The organism is Microbacterium jejuense (genome assembly GCF_039544225.1).
GTDB classification, from domain to species: domain Bacteria; phylum Actinomycetota; class Actinomycetes; order Actinomycetales; family Microbacteriaceae; genus Microbacterium; species Microbacterium jejuense.
Map to the genome: position 1 here is coordinate 288,774 of NZ_BAABLG010000008.1, position 16,040 is coordinate 304,813.

Genomic DNA, 16,040 nt, shown 5'->3' on the forward strand with positions numbered 1-16,040 from the left:
GATAGTGTCGCGATCGATCGAGCTCGTCTCGATCGGGTCGAAGAAGACCCTCACCGAACACGACAGGAGTGTTTCATCGTGAGATTCAGACGTTCAGCGGTCGGACTCGTCGTCACGGCCGGCGTCGTCCTCCCCCTCGCCATCGCCGCACCGGCGACGGCGGCGCCGAGCCCGCAGGCCTCGGGCACAGCCGATGGCGGGGAGGCGGCATCCACCCCTTCCTACGAATGGTCGAACGCGGCCATCTCGGGCGGCGGCTACGTGCCGGGCATCGTCTACAACCAGACCGAACCCGGGCTCGTCTACGCCCGCACCGACATCGGCGGCGCCTACCGCCTGGACCGCACCACCGACGAGTGGGTGCCGCTGCTGGACCATGTCGGGTGGGACGACTGGAACCGCCTCGGCGTGCTGAGCCTGGCCACCGATCCGGTCGACACCAGCCGCGTGTACGTCGCGACCGGCATGTACACGAACGAGTGGGACCCCTCGAACGGGGCGATCCTGCGCTCGGACGACTACGGCGCCACGTGGCAGGCGAGCGCGCTGCCGTTCAAGGTCGGCGGCAACATGCCGGGGCGCGGCATCGGCGAGCGACTGCAGATCGACCCGAACGACGACGACGTGCTGTACTACGGCGCCGAGTCCGGCCAGGGCCTGTGGCGCTCGACCGACGCGGGCGCGACCTTCACGAAGGTCGACTCCTTCCCGAACGTGGGCGACTTCGTGCCCGACGCCGGGTCGGGCAACTCGTACCTGATGCAGAACCTCGGCGTGCTGTGGACCGCGTTCGACAGGGCGGGAACCGATGCCGGCGGGCCGACGCGCACGATCTTCACCGCCGTGGCCGACACCGACGACATCCTGTACCGCTCCGACGACGCGGGCGTCACGTGGGCCCCGGTGGCCGGCGCGCCGAAGGGCTTCCTGCCGCACCACGGCGTGATCGACGAGGACGGCCGCTTCCTGTACCTGACGACGAGCAACACGTCGGGCCCGTACGACGGGTCCGACGGCGAGGTGTGGCGCTACGGCCTCGACGACGGCACGTGGACGAACATCACGCCGGACTACCGTCCGGTCGGTGTCGACTTCGGCTTCGGCGGCCTCACCGTCGACAAGAGCGACCCCGACACGATCATGGTCGCCTCGCAGATCCAGTGGTGGCCGGACATCCTCATCTTCCGCTCCACCGACCGCGGCGCGACCTGGAGCCCGATCTGGGAGTACGCGTACCCGGCCGAGGGCGGCACCACCCTCACCGCCCGCTACGAGCAGTCCGTCGACGAGGTGCCGTGGCTGACGTTCGGCAAGGACGCCGGCGCACCGGTGCCGTGGTCCGAGCCCGCGCCCAAGCTCGGCTGGATGGTGTCGGCGCTCGAGATCGACCCGTTCGACTCCGATGAGCTCATGTACGGCACGGGCGCGACGATCTACCGCAGCGAGGACCTCACCGCGTGGGACCAGCCGGGCGGCACGATCCACCTGACGCCCGAGGCGTTCGGCATCGAAGAGACCGCGATCCAGGACCTCGTCGCCCCGGCCGGCGACGTCGACCTCGTCTCGGCCATGCTCGACCTCGGCGGCTTCGTCCACGACGACCTCGGCACGGTTGCGCAGAGCTTCCGTTCGCCCTACTTCGGCGGCGGGACGAGTGTGGATGCCGCGGGCCTCGCCCCCGACGTGCTCGTGCGTGCCGGCACCGACGGCAGCGGCGCGCGCGTGGTGGCGGCATCCACCGACTCCGGCGCGACGTGGACGACCTCGCCGGCCGCCGACGGCGCGACCGGATCGGGCACCGTCACCGTGAACGCCGACGGCTCGTCCATCGTGTGGGCGCCGGACGGCGTCGCGGTGCGCCGCTCGACCGACGGCGGCACGACGTTCGCCGACGTCGTGGGCCTTCCGGCCGGCGCCCGCGTCGAGAGCGATCGGGTGGATCCGTCGCTCGTGTACGCGTTCGCGGGCGGGGTGTTCTCCCGCTCGACCGACGGCGGCGCGACCTTCGCTGCCGTGTCGTCCGGCACGCTCCCCGCCGAAGGACCCGTGCGATTCGGCGCCACGCCGGGCACGATCGGCGACGTGTGGCTCGCCGGCGGCTCCGACGAGGGCGGCGTCTACGGGCTGTGGCACTCGACGGACGGCGGCGCGACCTGGACCGCGACGTCGGGGTTCGCCGAGGCCGACACCGTCGGCTTCGGCAAGGCTGCGCCGGGCGCGACCGGACCGGTGATCTACACCGCGGCGTCGCGTGAGGGCGTCCGCGGCGTGTACCGCTCGGTCGATGGCGGTGCGACGTGGGTGCGCATCAACGACGACCAGCACCAGTTCGGCTGGATCGGCGCCGACATCGAGGGCGACCCGGATGTGTTCGGCCGCGTATACCTCGCCACCAACGGCCGCGGCATCGTGGTCGGTGACGACGCGTCGGCCGTCGCACCGCAGGCCTGGTCGGCGAAGGCCGTGTACGACGAGGGCGACGTCGTCGCATCAGGCGACGCCGTGTGGGTCGCGACGTGGTGGACCCAGAACCAGAAGCCCGGCGCCAAGAAGAACGGCCCGTGGCAGGAGGTCGCCGCCACCCCGACCGGCGTGGCCGTCTGGACCGCGTCGCGCATCTTCGACACCGGCGACGTCGTGTCCGCCGGCGGCAGCCTCTGGCGCGCCGCCTGGTGGACGCGCGGCGATGAGCCTGGCGCGAAGAAGAACGGCCCGTGGGAACGCCTCGGCTGACCCGGTGGGATGGGAAGCGGATGCCGGCGGCCCGGGCCGCCGGCATCCGTTTCGCCGGAACAGCTCGATCTGCTGCGCGCTGCCCCTCGACAGCCCGTCGATACGCTGGGGACGTGCCTGACGACGAGGTTCGGGGCCGGGTCTCACCGGCTCGCCCGCGCGAGGTGCTGCGACTGCCGGCCTTCGCGCTGTTCTGGAGCGCCGCGACGCTGCGGGCGTTCGGCGGCAGCATCGCGGGAGTCGCCTTCCAGGTGCTGATCGTGTCGGTCATCGACGCGACGCCGCTGCAGATCAGCGTGCTGAGCGCGCTGGGCGTCGTGCCGTACCTGTTCCTCGGGCTGATCATCGGAGCGCTGATGGACCGCTGGCGACGGCAGCGCGCACTGGTGCTCACGAGCGTCGGCCGCGCCGTCGTGCTCGCGGTCGTCCCGGTGCTGCTGCTCACCGGGACCCTCGGCTTCTGGTCCCTGGCCGCCGTCGTGCTGACCCTGGGTGTGCTGACGCTGTTCGCGGACTCGGCCGCTCAGCCGCTCCTCCCCCGCATCGTGCCGCGCGACGCGCTCGTCATGGCGAACGCCCGCCTCGGCCAGAGCGAGACGGTCGCCGCCACGGCCGGCCCCGCCCTCGGCGGTACGCTGCTCACCCTCGTCGGCGCCCCGCTGCTGTTCGCGTTCGATGCGGTCATCAACGCTGTCGCGGCGCTGCTGCAGTGGCGCATCGCGGTGGACGAGCCGCGAGCCGCGCCCCGCCCGCCGGGCCGCCATGTCGGGCACGAGATCGCCGAGGGCATGCGATACACCTACGGTCACCGTACGCTGCGCCCGCTCGCGCTGTCGGTGCACGTCTGGTTCCTCGGCAACAGCATCGTCACGACGGTGTTCGCCGTGTTCGTGCTGCGCGAGCTGGGCTTCGAGCCGTGGGCGTTCGGCGTCACGCTGGCGTTCGGCGCCGCCGGCGGCTTTCTCGGCGCGCTCATCGCCCCGGTGATCGGGAGCAGACTCGGCGCGGGGCGGGCGATCCTCGTCGGACGCGCGCTCGTGGTGGTGCCGTGGGCGGTCCTGGCGCTCGCACCGCTCAGCGCCGGGAGCGGCATCGGCGTCGTGCTGGCCGTCGTGTCGGGCGCGCAGTTCCTCTACGGCCTCGCGATGGGCATCGAGGACGCGAACGACATCGGCTATCGGCAGTCGGTCGCGCCCGACGGCATCCAGGGCCGCATGAACTCCACCATCCGCACGGTCAACCGCGTCGTGTTCTTCTTCGGCGCACTGCTGACAGGCGTCCTCATGACAGTGGTCGGGTTCTCCGCGACCCTCGGCATCGGCGCTGTGGTGTTCGCCGTCGCGGCGGTGGTCGTGCTGGTGTCGCCGCTGCGCACCGCACGGCACGACGATCCGCCCGACGTCTCGGACTGAGCGGATGCCGGTGGCCGCGGCATCCCTCGGTCCGGGCTCACGTGGGCCCGAGCAGGTGCTCCCGGGCGCCCTCGCCGCCCTCGACGGTGAGCGACCATGACGGCCGGCGGAACTGCTCGGCCGACACGCGCACCCGGATCTCGTCGACCGGCTCGCCGGGGCGCGGCTCGGCGCGCGAGACGCCGTTGCGCTCGGATGCCGACCGGGACGCTGTCGTGCAGCACCGTGAAGCTCACGCCCCAGTTCTCCACCGTGGCGTTCGCCCGCAGGCTCCAGTGGAACTGCGCCATCGAGCGCGCGATGCGCTCGGGCTCCCAGTCCGTCCACGGCACGCCGAACGGCATGCGCGCCGGATCGTGCACGCCCCGCAGTGCCGCTTCGACCAGGCCCGGCAGGTCCTCATCGCGGATCGGGCGCATGGCCAGGCGCGGCGTCTCCAGGCGGAGCGCGAACAGGGGCCAGACGTCCTCGATCTCCATGACGCCACGCTAGAGGCCGCGACGGGACGGTTACGAGAAGTCCTCGTGGCGAGTCGGCACAAGGGCCGCACGTAACATCCGTGCTCAGGTCATGCTCAGGCAGTGATGAGCGTGCCCAGGTCCTCGCCCTCGCAGATGCGGCGCATGAGCCCCTGACGGCCGACGTCGAAGACGTGCATCGTGAGGTCCTGCTCACCCGCGAGGACGAAGGCACTGGTGTCCATCACCCGGATGCCGAGTCGCACCGCGTGGTCGTAGGTGAGACGGTCGAAGCGCACCGCGTCGTCGTGCCGGTTGGGGTCCTTGTCGTAGACGGCGTCGATGTCGCGCTTGGCGACCAGCAGCGCGTCGGCGTCGAGTTCGAGCGCCCGCTGCACCGACGGGTAGTCGGTCGTCACGTACGGCTGTCCGATGCCGCCGGCGAGGATCACGATGCGCCCCTGTTCCAGGTGCGAGATCGCCCGCAGCCGGATGAACGGCTCGGCGACGGACTGCATCGGGATCGCGGTCATCACCCGGATGTCGGCGTCGGTGCGGCCGGTGAGGGCGCCGCGCAGCATGAGCGCGTTCATCACCGTGCCCAACATGCCGATGTTGTCGGCCTCGGCGCGGCCGATGCCCCAGCCGTCCGCCATGCGCCCGCGGAAGTAGTTTCCGCCGCCGACCACGACCGCGACCTGCACACCGAGGTCGTGCACGGCGAGCACCTCTTCGCTCAAGTGTGCGAGCCGTTCGGGGTCCACCCCCGAACTCGACGCGCCCGCGAGCGCCTCACCGCTCAGCTTCAGGACCACCCGGCCGTATCTCGACATCGAAACCTCTTCCTCGCAGCGGCGGTGGGCGCCATCGCCCGGACGATGCTAGCGGGTGGGTCGGCAGGATCCCGCAACAATGGTCCAACCATGCATATCCATTCGATGTAGCGAGAATACTCAATGTCTGGATAGCGTGAAGGAGGAATCAGTCCACCCGAGGAATCATCTGGAGGATGATCGATGGAGATCACGCGACGCACGGTCCTGACCGGAGCCGCCATCCTGGGAGCCGCAGCGGCGATCGGAGCGCCGAACCCGGCGAGCGCCGCCACGGTGTCGACGGCCGCGAGCGGAGCGGCGGCGAACCCCAAGGCGGTCGAGCGGTGGGGCGTGCACGAGATCGTGCTCAACGGCCCCGACAAGGGCAACCCCTACGTCGACGTCACCGTCGCCGCCGTCTACGAGGGTGCGGGTCAGTCGATCACCGTCCCGGGCTTCTACGACGGCGATGGCACGTTCCGCGTGAGGTTCTCGCCACCCGCGGCGGGCGAGTGGCGGTGGCGCACCGACAGCAACCTCCCGGCGCTGCGCCAGTCCGGCAAGGTGAGCGTCGTCGAGCCCTCCCCCGACAACCACGGGCCGGTGCTCGTCGTACCCGGCGGGTACCACTTCGTGTACGCCGACGGCTCGCCGTACCGCCAGATCGGCACAACGTCGTACTCGTGGGCGCTGCAGTCCGACGAGAAGTGCGAGCTGACCCTCGACACGCTCAGCAAGTCACCGTTCAACAAGATCCGCATGCTGGTGTTCCCGAACGTCCCCGCCGAGGCGACGGACCCGTTCGTGCGCACCGGCACGGGCCTGCACGATTGGGACCCGACCCGGATCGACCCCGCGTACTTCCGCCGTTACGAGAGCCGCATCGAGCGCCTGCTGGCACTCGGGATCCAGGCGGACGTCGTCCTGTTCCAGCCGTACGACACCGCTCGCGGCTACTCCGACATGACGCGGGTCGACGATGAGCGCTATGTGAAGTACATCGCCGCCCGGTTCGGCGCGTACCGCAACGTGTGGTGGTCGATGGCGAACGAGTACGACGGCATCAAGACCAAGACCGTAGACGACTGGGACCACCTGTTCCAGGTGCTCCAGGCCGCCGACCCGCACAACCGGCTGCGTTCGGTGCACAACAAGAACATCTACTACGACGCCCGCAAGCCCTGGATCACCCACGCGAGCATCCAGAGCGCGGGCGCCGCACTCGACGGCCTGCGCGCCCACTTCCACCGCCAGTTCGCGCTGAAGCCCGTCATCTTCGACGAAGTCGCGTACGAGGGCAACATCAGCGAGCGCTGGGGTCAGCTCTCGGGCGAGCAGATGACGCACCGGTTCTGGAACACGTTCGTCGGCGGCACCTACTGCGGCCACGGCGAGACGCTCAACCCCGAGCAGAAGCCCAGCATCTCGTGGCTCGGGCAGGGCGGGACCCTCAACGGCACGAGCGCGCCGCGGCTGGCGTTCCTCAAGCAGATCATGGAGGACGGACCTGCGCCCGGCATCAACGCCCTGCAGCCGGACTGGGACTACGACATCGCCGGCGTCGACAGCCAGTACTACCTGCGCTACTTCGGCGAGAGTGCGCCGACGTCGTGGGAGGCCATCCTTCCGAGCGGCGCGGGCCAGTCGTATCAGGTCGACGTCATCGACACCTGGAACATGACGATCACGTCCGCCGGCGTCTACAGCATGGCCAAGGTCCCGCGGGGCGCGCAGGACCCGGCGCGTCCGACAGTCGCCCTCCCGGGCTCGCAGTGGATCGCGGTGCGGTTCACCCGGGTCTGATCACTGCCGGTGCGAGATGAATGGATGCCGCCACCCGGCGCGCCGTGAGCGCCCGGGTGGCGGCATCCATTGTTCCGGTTCACGCCAGGACGGCCTCGGGGACGCGACGTCGCTGCCGGGCGGCGGCGGCGAGCTCGTCGAGGAGCGCGTCGGTGGTGTCCCAGTCGATGCACGCGTCGGTGACCGACTGTCCGTAGACCAGGCGGTCGCGGGTCTCGGCCGTGAGCTTCTGGTTGCCGCCCACGAGGAAGCTCTCGATCATGACGCCGGCGATGTCGTCGGTGTCGGCGATCTGCCCCGCGAGCTCGCGCACGACCTCGGCCTGACGCACGTGATCCTTGCCGCTGTTGGCGTGGCTGGCGTCCACGACGAGGCGGCGCGGCATGCCGGCACGCTCGAGCAGCGCTGCCGAGGCCTCGATGTCGGCGGGGCGGAAGTTCGGGCCGCCGCGCCCGCCGCGCAGCACGACGTGCGCGGCACGGTTGCCGGTGGTCGAGACGACGGCGGCGGCGCCGGAGTCATCGGTACCGAAGAACACATGCCGCTGCGACGCGACCGTGCAGCCGTCGACCGCGATCTGCACGTCGCCGTCCGTGGCGTTCTTGAAGCCGATCGGCATCGACAGTCCCGAGGCCAGCTGACGGTGGATCTGACTCTCGGTCGTGCGGGCGCCGATGGCGCCCCAGGCGACGGCATCCGCGATGAACTGCGGGCTGATGGGCTCCAGGAACTCGCAGCCGATCGGCAGGCCGAGGTCCAGGACGTCCAGCAGCAGGCGGCGCGCGACGCGCAGGCCCCGGACGACGTCGTGCGTGCCGTCGAGTCCGGGATCGTTGATGAGGCCCTTCCAGCCGCCCGTCGAGCGCGGCTTCTCGAAGTACACGCGCATCACGACGAGCAGATCCTCGCGATGCCGGTCGGCCGCGACCGCGAGCCGGCGGGCGTAGTCGACGGCGGCGACCGGGTCGTGCACCGAGCACGGCCCGACGACGACGAGCAGACGATCGTCGTCGCCGCGCAGCACGGCCTCGACCTCGGCGCGGGCGTCGGTGACGGCCGTCTCGTGCGCGGCGGTCATGGGCAGCTCGCGCCGCAGCTCCGCGGGCGACGGCAGCGGGGTGAAGGAGGCGACGCGGAGGTCGTGGGTGGCGTTCATGCGGGTTCCTGTTCCCGGCGGGAGCCGGATCCCAGGCCACCGCCGTGTTAACGACGAAGGCAGACGCTCGGACGAGTGTCTGCCTGTGGCTCTGGAGGTGTGGTGCGCTTATCGGCGGTCTGCCCCTCCAGAGCCACTCCGATACGCATACCAGCGGATGTCCATGTCGCGAAGGTACCGGGGTGTCCGCCGGATCTCAAATCGCGGCGCATAGTGTGGCGTCATGATCTGGCAGACGCTCGCCTCCCGCACCGTGTACGAGAACCGCTGGATCCGGGTGCGTGAGGACGACGTCATCGGGCCCGACGGCACGGGCATCTACGGTGTGGTCGAGATGCGGCATCCCGCCGTCTTCGTCGTCGCGCTCGATCCCGACGACCGCGTGCTGCTCGTGTCGCTGTACCGGTACGCGACGAGCCGCTCCTCGCTGGAGGTGCCCGCCGGCGGCTCCGACGGCGAGGATGCACTGATCGCCGCGCAGCGCGAGCTGGCCGAAGAGACCGGGTACGCGGCCGCGGAGTGGACCGAGCTCGGCCGCATGGACGCGCTGAACGGTCTCGCCGACGCCCCCGAGCACGTGTTCCTCGCGCGCGGCCTGCACCGCGTCGCCGATGCGGCCCACACGCAGCACGAGGAGGGCATCGACGGCGTCCGCTGGGTGCCGTTCGGCGAGGTACTGGCCCTCATCGCCGCAGGCGAGATCACCGACGGCGAGACCGTCGCCGCACTCGCGTTCGCCGGCATCCATCTGGGCCGGTTCCAGTGATGCTCCCCTCACGCGGGGAGTGGATGCCGCAGACCGCGGCGTCTCCGGTCACCCGGCTGACCGGAACCATTTCGCCATCGTGAACCAGTACAGGACGACCGAGCGGTAATCCGTGGTGCAGTGTCGGTCGACCCACCCCTGGACGTCCTCGAACGCGTCGCCCGCGTAGCCGGGATCGTTGTCGACCGAGGGGATCAGCTCCGCCATCGGCGGCTTGACCTCCGCGGGGGTCTGCGCGTACAGATCCGCCTGGCGCGCGTAGACGTCACCGACATCGAGGTCGCTGCTCGACAGCCACGCGAACTCGAATTCGGCGTATCCGGCCAAGGCCGCACAGTAGGCCGCGGATGCGGCATCCGGAATCGTGTGCGGCGCCTCAGGGTCCTCGGTCGGAGGAGTGTGGATCGTGAACGGGATCCGCTTGCTGCCCGACGCCGCGGGAGTGAGCAGCTTCGTGAGCGCCGTCACCGCCTCGCCGCGCACCAGGTCGACGAGCTGCCGCGCGTACCCGCGGACCACCTCAGGGATCGATGACAGCGCGCCGTCGATCAGCTTGTCGGCGAGCTCGCTCAACCGCTCGATCTCGGTGCGGTCGGCCTGGGCCGACACGTCGATCCAGATGTCGAGCGGGTCGCCGTCCCACGCCTCGGGCGGGTCGGCGTTCGCCTCGTACTCGAACTTCGACGTACCGTCGTCACCGACGGTCTGGGTCGCTGCGGTGAGCGCGGTGGCCTTTGTTCCGATGGCCGGCGCAAAAGTCCAGTGGAGCGTGCTGCCCGGCCCGGGCGGACGCGGCAGCTCCAGGCCGATCGCGGACGCGCAGTCGCGCACCCACCCCGGGAAGTCCGGGATCTTCGAGGCCACCGCGGCCGTGAACGTGCCGGGCACCGGGGTCGACGCCGACACCATCTCACCGGGATCGGCCGAGATCTTGACGGTCCAGGGTTCGACCGCGCTCCCTACCTGCTGGATGATGCCGATCACCGCCAGCGCGCTGCGGATCGGCGCGAGGATCTTGTCGAGCACGGCGTTCACGGCGTCGACGACGGTATGGACGACCTCGCCCACGAGCTTGACGCCGAGCCCCACGATCTTGCCGAAGAATCCTCCGATGCCCTTCTCGGCGCGCTCGGCGATCGCGTCGAGCGTGCGGTACAGCGTCGCCAGCGCGTTCTGGACGAAGTTCGCGCCGGCTGTGCAGAGGTCGCCGATGGATGCCTCGGCCACCGATGCGGTGTGCAGACTGAGTGCGCTCGCCGCGACGGCAGCCTCGGGGGCGCTGGGGGCATCGCCGCGGGAGGCGAGCGCGCGGTCGGCGGCGGGGATGTCGGCGGTGATGTCGGCGAGGAACAGCGCGAGCGTCGCATCCGGCCACACAAGCGATTCGGGCAGGGTCCAGTCGTGTTCGCCCATCAGGGACCGCGCCGCGGCGGCGCCGGCGCCGGTCCAGTCGCGCGCCCATCCCGCCAGCACGTACGAGATGGGCGGCACGTCGGGGTCGTCGAGCGAGCTGCCGGCGAGATAGTCGATCGTGCTCGCCGGCGTCCCTGAACCCGCGACGACCTCGTCGGTCATCGCGAGCACCTGATCCTCGGTGAGGACCACGACGTGATCGGCGAAGGCGTCGGGCGCATCCTCCAGCGCGACCACCGCGACGCCCGCGCCGTCCAGCAGCTGTGTGAGTGTGGATGCCGCACCGTCGAACGCCGGCACCTCCGCGGCGTGCGGGACGCCAGAACCGTCGACGGTCCCCTCATCCGGCGCGGCGGTGTCGCCCCCCGCCGGCGTACATCCGGCCGCGACGAGGACGACCGCGAGGACGATGCCCACCACACCGATGCGTCGCACATTGTCCTCCTTGCTCCAGGCGATCCGACTCCCGGTGTCAGAGTGCCCCTCCGGCCCTCGTGATACGCCCGCGGGCGTCCCACCCTCCGCGGCCGGCCATAGGGTGGCGTTCATGACCTCACCGCCCGTCGGCGCCCCGGCTCCCCCCTCGGCAGTGCTCTCGTGACGCGCGCTTCGGGCGCGGACTGGATGCTGCAGGCCGCGGTGGACTGGGTCGTCATCCCCGCGGGCGTGCTGCAGCGCGGAACTCCGGCCGCCGAGCCCTGTCGGGCTCACAGCAAATGAATCACAAAAAGATAACGGCAAACCCTTGCTGTCGTTATCTGGCCGTTATAGAGTGCTTGCACGGTAGTTGTTTTGCTGTGGCAGCTACCGGCATGTGATTGCAGGACACTCTTGGTGCAAGGGACAAGGGCCGGTCGGTAGCCTCTCCGACCGGCCCTTACTCTTGCCGTGGCAGAGACAGAGGCGGCCGGCAAGATCGACGAGTTCATCCCCTCGCAGGATCTGCGCATGACGGGCACGCACCACGAGGTCTACCTGAGCGATCCGCGCCGGACCGCCCCCGAGAAGCTGCGCACGATCCTGCGCAGGCCGGTCACCCGGGACTGACGGGCCGGTATCAGCGCCCCGACATCGGAATCGTCCCGGTGTCGAGCAGGCAGCCGCCGCCCGAGATCGCTGCCGCGACGGCATCCACCGTCTCGTCCGGCTTCTGAGCACTCGTGTCGATCACGTGCGATTCGAGGGCGGCGAGCTCGGCGAACTGGTCCCACAGCGACACGATCGGCCCGTCATCGACGAGCGCATCCGGGGCGGTGCGCGCCTGCGCCCGACGCACCGTCTCCGCCTGAGAGGGGCGCAGCACGAGGTAGTGCACGCGCGGCCCCTCGCCCTGTTCACCAGCCGCGACGAGGTCACGAAAATGGTGGAGCATCCACGGACCGATGATTCCGTCGACCACCGTCACGTATCCGCCGGCGGCGTACTCGCGAGCCGCCCCGCTGATCACGCGCAGCACCGTCTGGTTCTGCGCATCGGACTCGGCAAGGTACGGCGCGATCGCACCCCAGGCGATGAAGCCCCAGAAGTCATCCGTGTGCAGGTGCACCGCCCGCGGATGGGACTCAGCGACGGCCCTCGCGACGGTCGACTTCCCGGCACCGGGCGGCCCCGTCAGGATGATGATGTCGGCGCTCATCCGCCCACGCTATCGCGGCCCTTCCTCCCCAGGTAGCGACGAACTCGGCACACCGTGTGTTATCCACAGAAACAAGCTGTGACCGGGAGTTTCACGCAGTGGGAATGTCGGAGCCCCTCGCCATGATGGAGGTATGAACTTCCCGCTAGACGACCTTCGCGGACTCACCGCGATGCTCGGCGATGCGCTGCGCGAGCCGCTCGCGCAGGGGTCCGAGCGCGGGTTGTCCGATGGCGACCTGGTCGAGTCGCTGCGGGTGGTGGAAGAGATCGGACGGTGGGTGGATGCCGCACGCCTGACGATCGCCGGCGAGATCGGCCGTCGCAGCGAACCGGGCGTCCAGGACGTCCCGCTCGTGACCGCGTACGGCTGCGACAACCCGGGCGAGCTGATCGAACGGGCGGCGCAAGTCTCGCACGTGACCGCGCGAACGCGGCTGCGCACGGCGCGGGCGATCACACCGGTGCTCTCGCTCACCGGTCACATCCGACCTGCTCCACTGGACCACGCGCGACGCGAACTCGCGGCCGGTCGTCTCAGCCTCGACGCGCTCACGACCATCACAGACGCGCTGCGGCCTTTGCAGCGTCGCGTCGGCGCCGAACACCTCGCGGCCGCCGCGGCTTCACCCGACAGCCCCCGGCTCGGCGGTGCCGCGCCGACCCTCGTCGTGACCGTCGCCGAAGACCAGCTCGACTGCGCCGACGGCGTCGCATTCGTCGACGGCCCGGACGGCGAGACGCCGGTCTCGGCCGCCTTCGCCCGGCACATCGGATGCCACGGCACGATCCATCGCGTCACCCTTGGCGCGAACGGGGCGATAAAGGCACTCACCGTCATCGACCGCGTGTTCACGCACTGGCAGCGCAAAGGTATCGGCGCGAGGGACGGCGGTTGCATCATCCCCGGGTGCCGCGTCCGCGCCGCGTGGTGTGAGATCCATCATGTCGTCGAGCATTCGCGCGGCGGGCCGACCGACACGGGGAACGGAGTCTTGCTGTGTTGGCACCACCACCGCACGATCGAGACCAGCGGGTGGGAGGTGCGGATGCGGGACGGCACTCCCGAAGTCAGACCGCCCGCCTGGATCGACCCGCTGCGACGATGGCGACCCGCGAACCGGGTACTGCACAACGAACTGCAACGCTCACGTTCGGCATGACCGTGCGCTCACTCCGACGCGGCGACGACCTCCACCTTGAAGCCGGCGCCGTTCTCGAGCCACCCCGCATAGTGGTCGGGACCACCCGCGTGCGGGTACCGGTCGTGGTACAGGGGACGCCAGCCGTGCGCGGGAGCGGCGTGCATGACGGCATCCACGGCGGCGCGATCCCCCGCCCAGAACGCCAGGTGGTTCACCCCAGGACGCCGGCGGTCGTGCCCGCCCTCGGCCAGGTTGGGCGACCCGGTGAGGGTGAGGTAGGCACCGCCGTCACTCCAGGTCTCGCCGCCGGGCCACGTGCTCTGGCGGGTGAAGCCGACACGGCCGAGCAGCCAGGCCCACTCGTCGCGCACCAGGTCGAGGTCGGCGACCCACAGCTCTACGTGGTGCAGTCCCATGCGTCAGACCCCGCCGCCGCCACCACCGCCACCGCCACCGCCCGCAGAGCCGCCGCCGGTGGAGCCGCCCGACGAGGACGACGACGCGGCCGATGCCGACAGGCTCGAGATGCCGGAGGAGAAGGCCGCGGCGTTGAACGCCGTCGACCCCACGTACCAGCCCGGGTTCCCGCGGTCCCCGTACAGCACGGCGAGCTCCTCGGCCCACTGCTTCTCCTGGCCGAACACGACGGCGTACGGCAGCAGGGCCTCGTACAGCTTGAGCTTCACCGTCGGGTCGGTGAGGTCGACGGGCACGCGCTCGGCGCCCTGCGGCGACTGCAGCATGCGGATGCGGTCGGCCTCGGCCCACTCGATGAACTCCTTGAGCCCGAGCAGATGATCACGGGCCTCGGCGCCCGCCGCGGTGAGCGGATCCCGTGCCACCAGGAACGTCACGGTGAACGCCACCCCCAGGCCGCCGATGAAGAGCACGACAGGCACGAGCGGGTTCACGAACGAGACGACGGCGATGACGCCGAACACGATCACGAGCGCCGCCGACAGCCACGCGATGGCGATCGGCCACGCCTTCGCGCCGCCGGGGACGACGCGGCGGAAGCCACGTGCCTTCAGGTCGTCGGCGGCGGCCTTCAGCAACGCCTGCGCCGTCTTCGAGAACCTCGTGTCGGTGCCGCCGAACTCGAACTCCTCGCCGGGCACGCCCGAGGGGAACAGTCCCGGCAGCAGCATCTGCCCATCGGCGTCTGCGAGCGTCGGGTCCTGCAGCACGGCTTTCAGATGGACGCCGCCGAACAGCTTGCGCGAGCCCTCTTCGATGCGGATGCTGCCCACGATCGCCTGCTCGAGCACCTCGGCCGGCACCGCCTTGGTCGCGCGCCCGAGCAGCACGGCGCTCTGCAGCGCGTCGAGGCCGGGAGGCGGCGTGTACTCGGCGATGATCACCGAGCGCCCGGGCGCGTCGCGCAGGAATCTGCGGCGCGCCACGATCGCAGCCACGAGCGATCCGCCCAGACCCAGCAGCGCGACGATCCCCTGCAGCCACCCCCACGGCGAAGCGAGATACGACGCGTCGAACGGCGTGAACGTCCCCTTCTCGAAGGCGATCGCGAAGGTCACCGTCTGGTACGGCCCGACGTCGGTGGCCGAGGCGACGATCCCGTCGCCCGAGTCCGAGATCGGGCACGTGGCGTTCGAGCCCTGGCCGCCGACGTAGCACGACATCGCGCCCGTGCGTGCGGCATCCACCTCGTCGGTCATCGTGACGCGCGCAGTGACGCTGCCGAACGACTGCGGCCACGCGGTGCCGTTGACGTCCCAGTAGAACTCGTCGACGCCGGTGTCGGCGAAGTAGCGCGTCACGTTCTGCATCGTGTACGTGAACACGTAGGTCTGCCGGCCGTGCACGAAGCCGTCGGCCCGCGAGGTCATGAAGTAGAAGCCGTCGTCGGAGTCGGTCTCGGACTCGCGGGGCGTGCCGTTCTCATCCGTGATCGACACCAGCTGCGGGTGCAGCGGCGCGCCCTGATACGAGTCCGGGACGGCCCGCCGCATGCCGTGGTTCTGGTCGATGTCGGGGAACAGCGCGACAAAGGTCTCGATGACCGTCACCGTGCTCGTGCCGTCGTCCGCGCGACCGAGCCGGTACTCGACGTCGAGGCTCTCGAACGAGAAGGCGTCGACGTCGGCACGCGCGGGCGTGGCCGCGGCGGCCGCCAGCAGAACCCCCGCGAACAGTGCGATCAGCAGGCCGATGACGCCGAGGCGGTGTGGGCGCGACGCGCGGGCTGCAGGAGAGGCCATGGCGCAAGCCTACGGTCCGCACCAGGCCCTACTCTTGACGATATGACCGACCGCCGCCTCGCCATCGACGCGTGGGAGAGCCTGTTCCGCGCCCAGCATGAGGTGTTCGGCGACATCAACGACGACTTCGACGACGACACCCTCAGCCAGGCCGAGTACGACGTGCTGCTGACCGTCACGCGCGCCGACGACCTCACGGCGCGACTGCGCGACGTGACCGCCAACATGCTCATCAGCCAGCCGAGCGTGTCCCGCCTCGTCGACCGCATGGTCGCGCGCGGGCTGATCACGAAGTGCGCCGATCCCGAAGACGGCCGCGGGTCTCTCGTTCATGCGACGGATGCCGGAGCCTCGCTCTTCCGCCGCATCGCGAGCGCCCACGGCCGCGCCATCGCCGAGCGCATGTCGATCCTGAGCGACGACGAGCTCTCGCAGCTGCGCGACCTCACCGCGAAGCTGCGCAAGAAGCAGCCCAGCTGCTGACG

The 16,040-nt window shown here is 70.4% G+C and carries 12 protein-coding genes and 1 pseudogene; 7 read left to right on the forward strand and 6 right to left on the reverse strand.

The window, feature by feature from the left end; translation table 11 throughout:
- The first annotated feature begins 78 nt into the window (after positions 1 to 78).
- The gene (locus ABEA46_RS14075; protein WP_345545178.1) at positions 79 to 2,733 is read left to right on the forward strand and encodes a xyloglucanase; all 2,655 of its coding nucleotides are present in this window, start codon (positions 79 to 81) and stop codon (positions 2,731 to 2,733) included.
- Positions 2,734 to 2,846: 113 nt separating this feature from the next.
- Complete coding sequence (locus ABEA46_RS14080) at positions 2,847 to 4,145, forward strand: MFS transporter (protein WP_345545179.1); 1,299 nt, start codon at positions 2,847 to 2,849, stop codon at positions 4,143 to 4,145.
- 574 nt (positions 4,146 to 4,719) lie between these two features.
- On the opposite strand, the gene pyrH is transcribed toward ABEA46_RS14080, so the two are convergent.
- A complete protein-coding gene (gene pyrH / locus ABEA46_RS14085; RefSeq protein WP_345545180.1) occupies positions 4,720 to 5,436 on the reverse strand; it encodes a UMP kinase in 717 nt (238 codons plus the stop codon).
- A 183-nt stretch (positions 5,437 to 5,619) separates the two neighbouring features.
- Here pyrH and ABEA46_RS14090 point away from each other — a divergent pair, with 183 nt between their 5' ends.
- Complete coding sequence (locus ABEA46_RS14090; RefSeq protein ID WP_345545181.1) at positions 5,620 to 7,221, forward strand: DUF5060 domain-containing protein; 1,602 nt, start codon at positions 5,620 to 5,622, stop codon at positions 7,219 to 7,221.
- Positions 7,222 to 7,300: 79 nt separating this feature from the next.
- On the opposite strand, the gene ABEA46_RS14095 is transcribed toward ABEA46_RS14090, so the two are convergent.
- Positions 7,301 to 8,377 (reverse strand): 3-deoxy-7-phosphoheptulonate synthase, encoded by a 1,077-nt coding sequence (locus tag ABEA46_RS14095; protein WP_345545182.1) that lies wholly within the window; start codon positions 8,375 to 8,377, stop codon positions 7,301 to 7,303.
- Positions 8,378 to 8,600: 223 nt separating this feature from the next.
- Here ABEA46_RS14095 and ABEA46_RS14100 point away from each other — a divergent pair, with 223 nt between their 5' ends.
- Positions 8,601 to 9,143: an NUDIX domain-containing protein gene (locus tag ABEA46_RS14100; protein ID WP_345545183.1), complete on the forward strand. Its 543-nt coding sequence runs from the start codon at positions 8,601 to 8,603 to the stop codon at positions 9,141 to 9,143.
- A gap of 48 nt (positions 9,144 to 9,191) precedes the next feature.
- Here ABEA46_RS14100 and ABEA46_RS14105 read toward each other — a convergent pair whose 3' ends face one another.
- Positions 9,192 to 10,991, reverse strand: a complete 1,800-nt coding sequence (locus ABEA46_RS14105) for a hypothetical protein (protein WP_345545184.1) — start codon at positions 10,989 to 10,991, stop codon at positions 9,192 to 9,194.
- A 483-nt stretch (positions 10,992 to 11,474) separates the two neighbouring features.
- On the opposite strand from ABEA46_RS14105, the pseudogene ABEA46_RS14110 reads away from it, so the two are divergent.
- Positions 11,475 to 11,603 (forward strand): annotated as a pseudogene (locus tag ABEA46_RS14110) (GyrI-like domain-containing protein); the annotation flags it as partial.
- Positions 11,604 to 11,613: 10 nt separating this feature from the next.
- Here the strand turns inward: ABEA46_RS14110 and ABEA46_RS14115 are convergent.
- The gene (locus ABEA46_RS14115; RefSeq protein ID WP_345545185.1) at positions 11,614 to 12,192 is read right to left on the reverse strand and encodes an AAA family ATPase; all 579 of its coding nucleotides are present in this window, start codon (positions 12,190 to 12,192) and stop codon (positions 11,614 to 11,616) included.
- A 133-nt stretch (positions 12,193 to 12,325) separates the two neighbouring features.
- Between ABEA46_RS14115 and ABEA46_RS14120 the strand changes: the two genes are divergently transcribed.
- Positions 12,326 to 13,354 (forward strand): HNH endonuclease signature motif containing protein, encoded by a 1,029-nt coding sequence (locus tag ABEA46_RS14120; protein WP_345545186.1) that lies wholly within the window; start codon positions 12,326 to 12,328, stop codon positions 13,352 to 13,354.
- Between the two features lie 8 nt (positions 13,355 to 13,362).
- Here ABEA46_RS14120 and ABEA46_RS14125 read toward each other — a convergent pair whose 3' ends face one another.
- Both ABEA46_RS14125 and ABEA46_RS14130 read right to left on the reverse strand, forming a co-directional pair.
- Positions 13,363 to 13,752 carry a VOC family protein gene (locus ABEA46_RS14125; protein ID WP_345545187.1) on the reverse strand — a complete coding sequence of 130 codons (390 nt, stop codon included), beginning with the start codon at positions 13,750 to 13,752 and terminating at the stop codon, positions 13,363 to 13,365.
- Between the two features lie 3 nt (positions 13,753 to 13,755).
- Positions 13,756 to 15,555: a DUF2207 domain-containing protein gene (locus ABEA46_RS14130; RefSeq protein ID WP_345545188.1), complete on the reverse strand. Its 1,800-nt coding sequence runs from the start codon at positions 15,553 to 15,555 to the stop codon at positions 13,756 to 13,758.
- 42 nt (positions 15,556 to 15,597) lie between these two features.
- Between ABEA46_RS14130 and ABEA46_RS14135 the strand changes: the two genes are divergently transcribed.
- Complete coding sequence (locus ABEA46_RS14135; protein WP_345545189.1) at positions 15,598 to 16,038, forward strand: MarR family winged helix-turn-helix transcriptional regulator; 441 nt, start codon at positions 15,598 to 15,600, stop codon at positions 16,036 to 16,038.
- The last annotated feature ends 2 nt before the right edge of the window (positions 16,039 to 16,040 follow it).

Bases quoted from the DNA above. Each gene is read 5' to 3' on its own strand.
- pyrH (WP_345545180.1), bottom strand. From the start codon at position 5,436: ATGTCGAGATACGGCCGGGTGGTCCTGAAGCTGAGCGGTGAGGCGCTC.
- ABEA46_RS14090 (WP_345545181.1), top strand. From the start codon at position 5,620: ATGGAGATCACGCGACGCACGGTCCTGACCGGAGCCGCCATCCTGGGA.
- ABEA46_RS14095 (WP_345545182.1), bottom strand. From the start codon at position 8,377: ATGAACGCCACCCACGACCTCCGCGTCGCCTCCTTCACCCCGCTGCCG.
- ABEA46_RS14100 (WP_345545183.1), top strand. From the start codon at position 8,601: ATGATCTGGCAGACGCTCGCCTCCCGCACCGTGTACGAGAACCGCTGG.
- ABEA46_RS14115 (WP_345545185.1), bottom strand. From the start codon at position 12,192: ATGAGCGCCGACATCATCATCCTGACGGGGCCGCCCGGTGCCGGGAAG.
- ABEA46_RS14120 (WP_345545186.1), top strand. From the start codon at position 12,326: ATGAACTTCCCGCTAGACGACCTTCGCGGACTCACCGCGATGCTCGGC.
- ABEA46_RS14125 (WP_345545187.1), bottom strand. From the start codon at position 13,752: ATGGGACTGCACCACGTAGAGCTGTGGGTCGCCGACCTCGACCTGGTG.
- ABEA46_RS14130 (WP_345545188.1), bottom strand. From the start codon at position 15,555: ATGGCCTCTCCTGCAGCCCGCGCGTCGCGCCCACACCGCCTCGGCGTC.
- ABEA46_RS14135 (WP_345545189.1), top strand. From the start codon at position 15,598: ATGACCGACCGCCGCCTCGCCATCGACGCGTGGGAGAGCCTGTTCCGC.